Consider the following 11,034-nt stretch of genomic DNA (forward strand, 5'->3'; position numbering starts at 1 on the left):
TGGGGCGCCAGGTGGGATCCCGTGGGGAGAGAAGGGCGCGTTCAGCGCGCCGGGGCGACCGTACACAGGGCGCTCGCCAGGCGCCCTTGGTCGACGTGGCGGCGCGCAGTGAGGATTCCTGCTGCCATGGCGATGAGACTAGGTGAACCGGAACCGCGTATCCATGTACGGCAGATGAAATGGGAAGCGGGCCGTGGGACGCCACGGGCCCGCGCCGTAAGCGCGGGCTACGGACAGCACGCCGCAGCTGCCGTGCCCTTGGGGATGAACGCGTCCTTGCGTGGCTTCGACACCCATGGGCTGTGCAGGAAAAGCGCATCCTGCTGCCACTCGCGCAGGCAGGCACCGTCCGTCGGCCGCAGCTCGGCGAGAGGCTCCGGCCTTCGGCCGCCGGCCGGCCCTCGAGGGCGGTGCAAGCAGGGACGTGGAGCCATGCTTCGTTCGAGGGATCTCAACGTCGCACCACCACGACGACAGGCCAGGGTGGGACGTTTCTTCACCGCATTTGGCCGCCAGCCCTCGGCCATGCCGGGGAGAGCGGCTCGGGGATCATCCGTCGCATGGCGTTTCTGAAGAGTTCCAGGTGTCCGTGGTTCGCGCATGCGAGCGGTGGTCCTCGGCAGGGTGCGGGCGGCCCGGCCGGAGGGATGCGGTGATTCCCGTGCAGGGCGGCCGGCACGGACGGGATGTGCGGGTGATCGTGGTCGGAGCGGGGTTCTCGGGGCTCGGCGCCGCCATCCGGCTGTGCGAAGCGGGGTTTCGCGATGTGCTGGTGCTGGAGAAGGCGCCGCAGCTGGGCGGAACGTGGCGGGAGAACACCTACCCGGGCTGTGCCTGCGACGTACCCTCGACGCTCTACAGCTACTCCTTCACCCCGAACACGGCCTGGAGCCGCATGTTCGCCGGACAGAAGGAGATCCACACCTACCTCACCACCACCGCCGAGCGGTACGGGCTCGCCGATGTGCTGCGCTGCGGCGTGCAGGTGCACGGAGCCCGCTGGGATCCGGCCGCCGGGCGCTGGCTGCTTCAGACCAGCGACGGGCCCTACAGCGCCGCGGTCCTGGTCATGGCCACCGGTCCGTGGCACGTCCCGCGCCCGTTGGACGTGCCGGGGCTCGACGGATTCGCCGGGCCCGTGCTCCACACCGCCCGCTGGGACGACAGCGTCGACCTGGTCGGGAAGCGTGTGGGCGTGGTCGGCAGTGGCGCCTCCGCCGTGCAGGTCGTCCCGGCCGTCACCGGCCGGGCTGCGGCCGTGCACCTCTTCCAGCGCACCGCCCAGTGGGTACTGCCCAAACCCGACCTGCCCCTGTCCCCCGCTTTCAACCGTGTCGTGGACCGCCTGCCCGGCGCCCGCCGCGGCCTGCGCGCCTCCCAGTACGCACTGCAGGAAAGCTTCGGCTACGCCTTCCGCCATCCCGAGCTCGCCCGCCTCCTCGAAGCCGGCGCCCGGGCGCACCTGCGACGTGCCGTTCCGGACCCGCAGCTGCGCCGGGCCCTCACCCCCGACTACCGGCTGGGCTGCAAGCGCCTGCTCACCTCCAGCACCTACTACCCGGCCCTGAACCGGCCGCACGTGCGCCTGCACCCCACCGCGGTGAGCGCCGTGCGCGGCAACACGATCGTCGGCGCCGACGGCACCACCGCCGAAACGGACGTCCTCATCACCGCCACCGGCTTTCGCGTCGGCGAACTACCACTGGCCGGGGACCTGTACGGCGCGGACGGACGGACCCTGGACGACGTCTGGGGCGGCGAACCGCAGGCCTACCTCGGCACCACCGTCACCGGCTTCCCCAACCTCTTCCTGCTCCTGGGACCCAACCTGCTCGGCGGCTCCACCTCCGCCATCACCGTCCTGGAAGCCCAGCTCACCCACCTCACCACCGCCCTGACCCACCTCGACCGGAGCGGCAACCAGGCTCTGGAGGTCCGGCCCGCAGTCCAGGACACCTACAACAGCGCCGTACAGAAGGCGCTGGCGACCACCGTCTACAACACCGGCGGATGCACCAGCTACTACCTGACCTCCAGCGGCCGCAACACCTTCGCCTGGCCTTGGTCCACCGCACGCCTCACACGCCGGCTTCGCCACTTCGACCCCACCTCCTACATCTGGCACACCCCCTCCCCACCCCTCTCCCTCCCCATCCCGCGAGCACCGCAGGATGACAGCCTCGGGGCCTTCCGGCGCCGGCAGACCCGCGATTGAGCACGGGTGGCCGCCCGGCCAACTCCGTTGCACCGCAGAGGAATGTCTTGCGAGATCAGGTTTCGTGTGGAGTGTTCGTGGCGAAGTACTTCCACCATGGGCTTATCACCGGTTGCCGGTCATCCTGCTGTCGCTGTCTTCAGAGAGCCCCGAGGCGGGCGTCCCGTCCCGATGTTGGGCCCACGGGTCGATGCAGAGGCGGAGCGGACCGCGCGCGTGCTGGCCGGGCTGTCGACGCATGCCGGACCTGTCGAGCGGACCCTCGCGCTGCGGGAGGCCGCCGCGGCTGCGGGTGAGTTGGTGGCCGCACTGTCGGATCTGGCTCCGGCCGTGGTCGGTGAGGGACTGCCGGCGGAGTCGATCAGTCAGTCGTTCTTCCGGGTCCGTGAGGGGGAGCTGTCGGATCAGCAGGCTGCCCTGCACGGTGTCCTGGTCGTCCACCGCGGTCTGGAAGATCTGTGTGATGCTCCGCTGTCGGGTTCCGACCTGGCGCTGGAGGTGGCCGGGATGCGGCAGTCGGTGCTCGATCTCACCGGCGCAGCGCCGGGCGCGGACCATGACTCCGTCCCGCCGGTGACCGTCCCCGAGGCCGGTGCGGGATCGCCGTTGGAGAGTGTGTGGAGTGCTCGGTGGCTCATCGGTCACCAGGTCCATGTCCTGTTCAACATCTGCGCCGCAGTCGCCGTGGCCGACGCCGCCCGCCATCTGCGGCACGGCGACGGCGACGCCGCGCTGCTGAGACTGGCAGACGCGACGGTGTACGTGCGGGGTTTCCCTGCGGCCATGACCCACGCGAGTACGGTCCCGGCCGACTACTACATGGCGGCGATACGCCACACCATGGCGCCGCCGTCGGTGGACGTCCCGTTGAGCGGGCGCCAGCATCGCGGATACAAGCTATTCCGGGCGGCGATGAAGGACCTTCTGTCCGTGGTTCCCGACTCCTACGCGCGGTTGGCGGCCCGCGCCCCGGAGCTGGCCGAGGCGCGGGGCGCGCTCCTGGAAGCCGACATCGTGGACGGTGAACGGCACGTCACCCTCGCGTACTCGATGGTGCACCTGCGTCGTTCCATCGCTCAGAAACCCGAAGGCCCCGACAATGCCGTGGCCGAACTACGGCTCATGCGGCATCGCCGCGCGGCCCAGTACGCCTCGCTGACCCGATTCGGGGACCACTACATCGCCGACGCCGTGGCCGGCCTGCGCCACTCGTGAGTCCGCGCGCCCGCCGCCCACACCCCGGCAGGAGACCCCCATGCCCGAGATGACGCCCGACACCACCCCGAGCACCGTCCGAGCCGCGGACCGGGAACTGGATCCGGCCGATGCCGGCGCATGCGAACGTCTGGCCCGCACCCTGTGCACTCGCGGGGACCACCAGGTCGACAGCCCCGAATGGGTGACAAGGGCCCGGGACGCCTGGGAAGACCTTCCGCTACAGCTGCGCCGCGAAGTGCGCCGCTTCCGAAGGCATTCCGGTCCACACGGCACCTTGGTGATCGGCGGCCTGCCCGTCGATCAGGCGGCCCTGCCCGCGACACCGTCCGTACCGGGCTCGGTCCAGCGCCAGGCCACCGTTGCGGCCGCGGTGCTCACCATGGTGGCATGCGGGCTCGGCGAGCCCCTCGCCTACCGGGCCGAGAAATCCGGCGCCCTCGTGCAGGACGTCGTGCCCGTGCCCGGGCAGGAGACCTTCCACGGCAACGCCGGATCGGCGCCGCTGTCCTTCCACACCGAGAACGGCTTCCACCCCCACCCACCCGACTATGTGATCTTCCTGTGCCTGCGCGCCGACCACGACCGACGCGCCGGCATGCGCGTCGCCGGCATCCGCCAAGCGCTGCCGCTCCTCACCCCGGCCAGTCGCCAGATCCTGTTCTCACCGGAGTTCATCACCACACCCCCACCCTCCTTCGGCTTCGACGCCGCCGCGAGCGGGCCCGACGTCGAGCCCCGACCGGTGCTGTCGGGAGCGGTCGAGGATCCCGACATACGCATGGCCCAACTCGTCACCACCCCTCTCACCCCTCGGGCTGCAGCGGCGCTGGCCGAATTCGGCCGCGCCTGCGAGGCGACCGCCCGCACCCTGCTCCTGACACCCGGCGACCTGGTCGTCATCGACAACCGCGTCACCGTCCACGGCCGCACCGCCTTCCACCCCCGGTACGACGGAGCGGACCGCTGGCTGCAACGCACGTACGTCACCACCGACCTGCGCCGCTCCCGCGACCACCGACCCCACGACGGCCACGTACTCGCCCGCTGACCAGCCCCTGTGACTCAGCCGACTCCCAAGTCCTCAGGGGGTCGTTCGATGGCCTGGGAGCGCAGTTGCCGGGCGGGACCCCCGTCGAAGAGGCAGGCCGCGCCGTTGGCGAAATCGAAGACCGGCGTCGCCGGCACCGCGACGGCGTGGACCGCCTCGGCAAGGGTCGCGTAGCGCTGTAGAGCGCGGCTGGTATGGGAGGTGGCGTACAGACCGCCCGGCATGGCTGCGACCACACCGCGACCACCAGCATCCCGGGCACGGAAAAGGCCGCCCTCTCATGTGCGAGAGAACGGCCTCCGACCTGCGTAAAGCATGGTCGGGACGACAGGATTTGAACCTGCGACCCCTTGACCCCCAGTCAAGTGCGCTACCAAGCTGCGCCACGTCCCGATGCCCGCTGACCTGGGGTTTCCCCTGGCTGAACGTGCAGGAGAACGATACCGCACTTCGAGAGGTGGTCGCACGCACCGCGTGCCGACGGCGGTACGGCGCGACGAGGGCTTGACCTCAAGCGAGCTTGAGGTTGAAAGATCGACTCATGACACAGGCAACCGCGAGCACGGGGCTCGGTTACGAGGACCTCGCGCCGCTCATCACGCTCATGACCGGGGCCGAGAAGCACGGCCCCGCCGCCTCCTCCACGCTGGACGCGCTGTGGGTGCTCTACGACCGGGTACTGCGCGTCGGCCCCGGTACCGCCGAGGACGCCGGGCGGGACCGGTTCCTGCTGTCCAAGGGGCACGGGCCGATGGCCTACTACGCCGTCCTCGCCGCCAAGGGGTTCGTCCCCGTCGGCTGGCTGAGCGGTTTCGGCGCCTACGACTCACCCCTCGGGCACCACCCGGACCGCACCCTCGTCCCCGGCGTGGAGATCGGCAGCGGCTCCCTCGGACACGGTCTGCCGCTCGCCGTCGGGAGCGCGCTCGGGCTGCGGGCCCAGGGGTTGACCGACCCGGCGGTGTGGGTGCTGATCGGCGACGCCGAGCTGGACGAGGGCAGCAACCACGAGGCGATCGCGTACGCCGGCTCGGCCGGGCTGGAGCGGCTGCACACGATCGTGATCGACAACGACTCCGCGACCCACGGCTGGCCGGGCGGCATCGCCTCGCGTTTCGAGGCGGCGGGATGGTCGGCGACCACCGTGGACGGCCGGGACCACGCGGAGCTGCACGCCGCGTACACCGCGCCGCACCCGGGCCGGCCGCACGCCGTCGTCGCCCGCGTCGAGAAGAAGCAGTAGAAGCACGGATCAGGAAGCAGGGGGAGACATGGACACCATGCGCGAACGGTTCATCTCGGTCACATCTCACGCACTCGACGAAGATCCACGGCTGGCCCTGGTGCTCGCCGAGATCACCGTGGACGGCTTTCGCCCGGCCCGGGAACGCCACCCGGACCGGGTGATCAACGTCGGCATCCGCGAGCAGCTGCTCGTGGGCGTGGGCGCCGGGCTGGCGCTCACGGGGCTGCGGCCCGTCGTGCACACCTTCGCCAGTTTCCTGGTGGAACGCCCCTTCGAGCAGATCAAGCTCGACTTCGGGCACCAGGGCACGGGCGGGGTACTGGTCAGCGCGAACGGGAGTTACGACTGGCCGGCCGGTGGGTTCACCCACATGGCACCGGGTGACGTGGCCCTGCTGGACACCCTGGACGGCTGGACCGTCCACGTCCCGGGCCACCCCGACGAAGCCGAGGCGTTCCTGCGCCACGCCTACGCCGCCGGGGACGACCGGGTGTACGTCCGGCTGTCGGCGCAGTCCAACGCCGAAGCCCGGCCCGTGACCGGCCTGGGGTTCCAGACGGTACGGGAGGGGCGCGCGGGCGTCGTGGTCGCCGTCGGCCCGCTGCTCGACAACGTCCTCGCCGCGACCGAGGGCACGGACGTGACCGTCCTGTACGCGCCGACCGTGCGGCCCTTCGACGACGCGGCCCTGCGCGCCGCCGCCGGGCGCGGCGCGGCGGACGTGGTCCTGGTCGAACCGTACCTCGCGGGCACCTCGACGACTGCCGCCAACGACGCCCTGGGGCACGTTCCGCACCGGGTGCTCGGCCTGGGCGTTGGCCGCGCCGAGCTGCGCCGCTACGGGACGCTCGACGAGCACACGGCCGCCCACGGCCTCGACCCGGCTTCGCTGCGCGCCCGCATCGCCGCCTTCACCCGGAGCTGAGCTCCTCATCGCCTCCCGCCGTACCGTCGCCCACCTCGGGGTGGGCGACGGCGAGGCGCTCGGGGGCCGCCTGCAGCGGGAGTCGGAGAGGATCGCTGACCAAGGAGCTTCGCCCGCGGCGGCGCCGCCTCACCCGCACCGGCCCGTCGGCCGGTCGTCCGCACGCAGTTCGTCCGCACGCAGTTCGTCCGCGCGGCGCGCGTCCCGACGGTCCTCCCGTTCGTGCACCAGTTCCACCAGCTCGCCGGCCAGCTCCTTCACCGTCGCCAGCCCCGCCAGACCCCACCGCCTCGGCACCACGTCCACCGCGCACACCGTCCCCAGGACGATCCCGCGCCGGTCGGTGAGCGGTGCGCCCACGTAGGAGCGCACCCCGCTCCCGTCCACGACCGCGTTGCCCGCGAAGCGCGCGAAGTCCCGTACGTCCTCCAGCACCAAGGCGCGTCGGCGCACCACCACGTGCGGGCAGTAGCCGTGGTCCCTGGCCAGCGCCCGTGCCGGGTACCCGCTGGCCGGGGCGTCGGGGGCGTGGTGCAGTCCGGTGAAGAACTGCCGCTCCTCGTTGATGAAGTTGATGCCGGCGTACGGCGCGGCCAGCGCGTCGGCGACCCTGCGCGCGAAGGCGTCCAACTCGCCGTCCGCCCGCGCGCCCAGGCCCAGTTCACGCAGCCGGGCGGCGCGCGCGGGCGCCTCCCGGTCCACCGGCGTGAGCAGCAGGTGCCCGGTCGACTCGTAGTAGGTCATGGGCGTCTCCCCCGAATTCCTTATCGCTCCGGATACTTCACATGGTCCGCGTGGCCGGCATGTCCGTCTGGCCCGTCCGGTCCGTCTGGTCCGCGTGGGCTGCTCGCGGCGCCCGCCACGGGTACGGGGCCCGTCCCGCGGGCCCGGCCGTCGACAGCAGGTGGTGGACGAGTGCGGCCAGCGCTTGCGTGCCGGAGGCGGGCAGCCGCGCGTCGCACCGTAGGACGGGCACCTCCGGCCCGAGGCCCACCGCTTCCCGCACCTCGTCGGTGGCGTAGCGGTGTGCGCCGTCGAACTCGTTGACGGCGACGACGAAGCCGATCCCCCGCCGTTCGAAGAAGTCCACCGCGGGGAAGCAGTCGGCGAGGCGGCGCGTGTCGGCGAGCACCACGGCCCCCAGCGCGCCCGCGCACAGCTCCTCCCACAGGAACCAGAAGCGCTGCTGGCCGGGCGTGCCGAAGAGGTAGAGCACGTGCCCCTCGTCCAGGGTGATCCGGCCGAAGTCCAGCGCCACGGTCGTGGTCGCCTTCGCCTCGACCCCTGCCAGCGGGTCGGCTGCCTCGCTCAGCCCGCTCAGCACCTCCTCCGTGCTCAGCGGCTCGATCTCGCTCACCGCGCCCACGAAGGTGGTCTTGCCCGCCCCGAACCCGCCCGCGACCAGGATCTTCAAGGTCGCGGGGAGGCTCTGGGCGGGTGTCTCACAGCCTTCTGCGCAGGCCATCGAGCACCGCCCGGAGCAGGGACTGGTCGTCGGCGGCGAACGAGCCGCCGCCCGGGAAGCGCGGCGCCCGCACCGTGACGGCCCCCTGTTCCATCAAGTCGGACAGGAGCACCTTGACCACCACCGCGGGCAGCCTCAGCTGTCCCGCCACCTCCGCGACGGTGACGGCCGCCGCGCCCGCGCACAGCCGCAGCGCGCAGGTGTGTTCGGGGCCCAGCGGTGCGCGGGGCCGCACGCCGGTCGCCGTGACCAGCGACAGCAGGTCGAGGGCGACGGCCGGCCGGGTCCGCCCGCCGCTCGCCGTGTAGGGGCGCATCACCCGGCCCGCCGAATCGTCCACCCACGGCGTGTCGCGCACCGTGCGCGGGACCCCGGGCTCCCCCGGTGGCCCACAGACCGTCACTCCGCGCCGGCGGCGGGCCGCCTCGGCGGCGCGGCCAGGTACGGGCGCACGCTCTTCACCAGCATCGCCATCTCGTAGCCGAGCACGCCGGCATCGGCCTCCCGGTCCGCCAGTACGGCCAGACAGGTGCCTGACCCCGCCGCCGACACGAACACGAGGGCGGTGTCGAGCTCGACCACCACCTGCCGGACCTCGGCGCCGTCCGCGAACCGCGATCCGGCGCTGCGGCCCAGCGAGTACAGCCCGGAGGCGAGCGCCGCCAGGTGGTCGGCGCTGTCGGCGTCCAGCCCGTGCACGCACGTGACGAGACCGTCGGCGGTCAGCAGTACGGCGCTGCGCGTGTACGGCACCCGCTGGACCAGGCCGCTGAGCAGCCAGTCGAGATCCGAGAGCCGACCGGTCGTCGTCGCCACTTCGCCGCCCATGGGGATGCGCTCCTTCGCTGTCGGGTGAGACGCCGGGGTCACGTGGGGTGCTCCGACTGGGCGAGGCCGAAGCCCCGTTGGAAGGCGGCCATCAGGCCGGGGTCGTGTACGGGCTGCTCCGCGCCCGGGTCCCGGAAGGCCCGGGGTACGGGGGCCTCGCGCAGCTGGGGCGCGAGATGGTCCTGAGCCCGCCGCCGGGGCAGCGACGGCCGCTCCCCACCGGTCCGGGCGGCCGGTACGGGCAGCGGGACCGGCGCGGGCTCGGGCACCGGCGTCGGCTCGCGCACCACCGCGGGCGCGGGGACGGGCGCGGGCGCCGCAACCGGCGCCGCCCCCCACCCCGCGGGGATCCCCGTGCCCGGCACGTCAGCGGCCCAGGCCGGTACGGACGGACGCGGACCTGACGGAGCCGGGCCGAACGGATGCGGCCCGGACGGAGACGGGCGTGACGGAGACGGGCCGGACGGCTCGGTCCTGGGCGGGCTCACGCGTACCGGTTCCAGCGGCGGGGCGCCCGCCCCCGCCCCCTCCCCGGTCCCCCACGAGGTGGCCGGCGAGCCGCCCAGGGCGTCGGCCGTGCCGGGGGCCCGCGCCCCGAGCAGATCGAGGGGCAGGACGAGGACGGCGAGTACGCCGCCGTAGATGTTGGACTTGAGCTCGACGGCGATCCCGTGCCGCCGGGCCAGCGCGGAGACGACGAACAGGCCGATCCGGCCGTCCGCCAGCAGGTTCCGGACGCTGATCTGGTCGGGGTCGCCCAGCAGGGCGTTCATCCGGTGCGCTTCCTCGGGCGGCATCCCGAGGCCCCGGTCCTCCACCTCGATCGCGATACCGGCGGTGACCCACTCCGCGCGCAGCACCACATCGGTGTCCGGTGCGGAGAACACCGTGGCGTTCTCGACGAGTTCGGCGAGGAGGTGCACGACGTCGGCGACGGCGTGCCCGCGTACGGTGCCGCCCGCCGGGGGCACCACCTTGACCCGGGTGTACTGCTCGACCTCCGCGACCGAGGAGCGCAGCACCTCGCTCAGGTCGATGGGACGGGACCACTGGCGGCGCGAGGCGGCGCCGCCGAGCACGGCGAGGTTCTCGGCGTGGCGGCGGATCCGGGTGGCGAGGTGGTCGACGTGGAAGAGGTCTCTGAGCAGGTCCGGGTCCTCGACCGTGTCCTCCAGGTCGTCCAGCAGCGAGATCTCGCGGTGGACGAGGGACTGGAGGCGGCGCGCGAGGTTGACGAAGACCTCGACCTTGCGGTCGCTGTCGGAGGGGGCGACCGGGCCGCCGAGCCGGACCAGGGTCGTGTGCGCGTGTTCGCGGGCCCCGCGCAGCTCCTGGGAGAGCAGCCAGAACTCGTCCATTCCGGCGGTGTCGCCGCCCGCCGCCGGCCCGTCGGGGCCGCCGCGCACCGGGCGGGCGGGGAGTTCCCCCCGCTCCAGGCCCTCGGCGGCCGTGCGCAGCTCCTGGCGGCCGCGGACGCTGGAGCGGCGCAGCGCCTCGCACCGGTCGCGGACGGTGTTGGCCGCGCGCTGGGCCCCGAGCAGGGCGGCCGCGAGCGCGCCGACGACGAGCAGGGCGCACCCGGTGAGCACCGGCCAGAGCCTGGCGTCGCGGGCCCCCGCGCCGCCGCCGAGCTGGAGCGCGAAGATCACCGCGGCGGCTCCGCTGAGCCCGGCGGCGAGCGTCGGCAGGACGGCGGAGCGGATCAGCTGAGGACGTATGTGCCGGCCGGGACCGGTGACGGCGTGTCTCGACGGGGAGTGGCGGGCGGCGCGGAGTCCGGACATCTTCGTCCTCGGTCAGTGGGGCCCGGCCCCCGGGCGTCCCGGGATCCGGTGTTGATCACCGGATACCCACGCTAGACCGCACGCTCCCGCCCTGGACGGCCAGTTGGGGAACTTGCCCCGGGTGCTTCCCGCTCCCGGTGGAGCGCTCGCACGACAGCCCGAATGCGCCGGTGGCACGTGCGCCCGTGCACGCCGGGGCGTGCGGCAGGCGTCGGGCCATGCGAATCGGCGAACTGGCCGAGCGGGCGGGCACCAGCACGCGGACGCTCCGGTACTACGAAGCACGGGGACTGCTGCCCGCGCGG

12 protein-coding genes and 1 tRNA gene are annotated in these 11,034 nt (G+C 72.9%); 6 read left to right on the top strand and 7 right to left on the bottom strand.

The window, feature by feature from the left end; genetic code table 11:
• The first annotated feature begins 694 nt into the window (after positions 1 to 694).
• The 3 genes from ABZY44_RS29240 (at position 695) to ABZY44_RS29250 (ending at position 4,481) form a co-directional block, all read left to right on the top strand.
• Entirely contained in the window at positions 695 to 2,215 is a 1,521-nt protein-coding gene (locus tag ABZY44_RS29240) for an NAD(P)/FAD-dependent oxidoreductase (protein WP_356658972.1), read from the top strand.
• A 216-nt stretch (positions 2,216 to 2,431) separates the two neighbouring features.
• Complete coding sequence (locus tag ABZY44_RS29245) at positions 2,432 to 3,430, top strand: hypothetical protein (RefSeq protein WP_356658974.1); 999 nt, start codon at positions 2,432 to 2,434, stop codon at positions 3,428 to 3,430.
• Between the two features lie 40 nt (positions 3,431 to 3,470).
• Positions 3,471 to 4,481 carry a clavaminate synthase family protein gene (locus tag ABZY44_RS29250; RefSeq protein WP_356658976.1) on the top strand — a complete coding sequence of 337 codons (1,011 nt, stop codon included), beginning with the start codon at positions 3,471 to 3,473 and terminating at the stop codon, positions 4,479 to 4,481.
• Between the two features lie 14 nt (positions 4,482 to 4,495).
• On the opposite strand, the gene ABZY44_RS29255 is transcribed toward ABZY44_RS29250, so the two are convergent.
• A complete protein-coding gene (locus ABZY44_RS29255) occupies positions 4,496 to 4,717 on the bottom strand; it encodes a hypothetical protein (RefSeq protein ID WP_356658978.1) in 222 nt (73 codons plus the stop codon).
• A gap of 80 nt (positions 4,718 to 4,797) precedes the next feature.
• Positions 4,798 to 4,874 (bottom strand) — tRNA-Pro (locus ABZY44_RS29260).
• A 148-nt stretch (positions 4,875 to 5,022) separates the two neighbouring features.
• Here ABZY44_RS29260 and ABZY44_RS29265 point away from each other — a divergent pair.
• Positions 5,023 to 5,724 (top strand): transketolase, encoded by a 702-nt coding sequence (locus ABZY44_RS29265; protein ID WP_356658980.1) that lies wholly within the window; start codon positions 5,023 to 5,025, stop codon positions 5,722 to 5,724.
• A 28-nt stretch (positions 5,725 to 5,752) separates the two neighbouring features.
• Positions 5,753 to 6,652 carry a transketolase gene (locus tag ABZY44_RS29270; RefSeq protein ID WP_356658982.1) on the top strand — a complete coding sequence of 300 codons (900 nt, stop codon included), beginning with the start codon at positions 5,753 to 5,755 and terminating at the stop codon, positions 6,650 to 6,652.
• Positions 6,653 to 6,781: 129 nt separating this feature from the next.
• Here ABZY44_RS29270 and ABZY44_RS29275 read toward each other — a convergent pair whose 3' ends face one another.
• From ABZY44_RS29275 to ABZY44_RS29295, 5 genes are all read right to left on the bottom strand, one after another.
• Entirely contained in the window at positions 6,782 to 7,396 is a 615-nt protein-coding gene (locus tag ABZY44_RS29275) for a GAF domain-containing protein (protein WP_356658984.1), read from the bottom strand.
• A 37-nt stretch (positions 7,397 to 7,433) separates the two neighbouring features.
• Complete coding sequence (locus ABZY44_RS29280; protein WP_356658986.1) at positions 7,434 to 8,117, bottom strand: ATP/GTP-binding protein; 684 nt, start codon at positions 8,115 to 8,117, stop codon at positions 7,434 to 7,436.
• Entirely contained in the window at positions 8,095 to 8,433 is a 339-nt protein-coding gene (locus tag ABZY44_RS29285) for a DUF742 domain-containing protein (RefSeq protein WP_356658994.1), read from the bottom strand. Before ABZY44_RS29285 ends, ABZY44_RS29280 begins: the two co-directional genes overlap by 23 nt.
• Before the next feature lie 83 nt (positions 8,434 to 8,516).
• Positions 8,517 to 8,945, bottom strand: coding sequence for a roadblock/LC7 domain-containing protein (locus tag ABZY44_RS29290; protein WP_356658988.1), 429 nt, complete (start codon positions 8,943 to 8,945; stop codon positions 8,517 to 8,519).
• 38 nt (positions 8,946 to 8,983) lie between these two features.
• Positions 8,984 to 10,729, bottom strand: coding sequence for an ATP-binding protein (locus tag ABZY44_RS29295; RefSeq protein ID WP_356658990.1), 1,746 nt, complete (start codon positions 10,727 to 10,729; stop codon positions 8,984 to 8,986).
• A 218-nt stretch (positions 10,730 to 10,947) separates the two neighbouring features.
• Here ABZY44_RS29295 and ABZY44_RS29300 point away from each other — a divergent pair.
• The coding region (locus tag ABZY44_RS29300) for a MerR family DNA-binding transcriptional regulator (protein WP_356658996.1) at positions 10,948 to 11,034 on the top strand (87 nt) is incomplete at its 3' end.

It is taken from the genome of Streptomyces sp. NPDC006544, from assembly GCF_040611715.1.
Classification (GTDB): Bacteria; Actinomycetota; Actinomycetes; order Streptomycetales; family Streptomycetaceae; genus Streptomyces.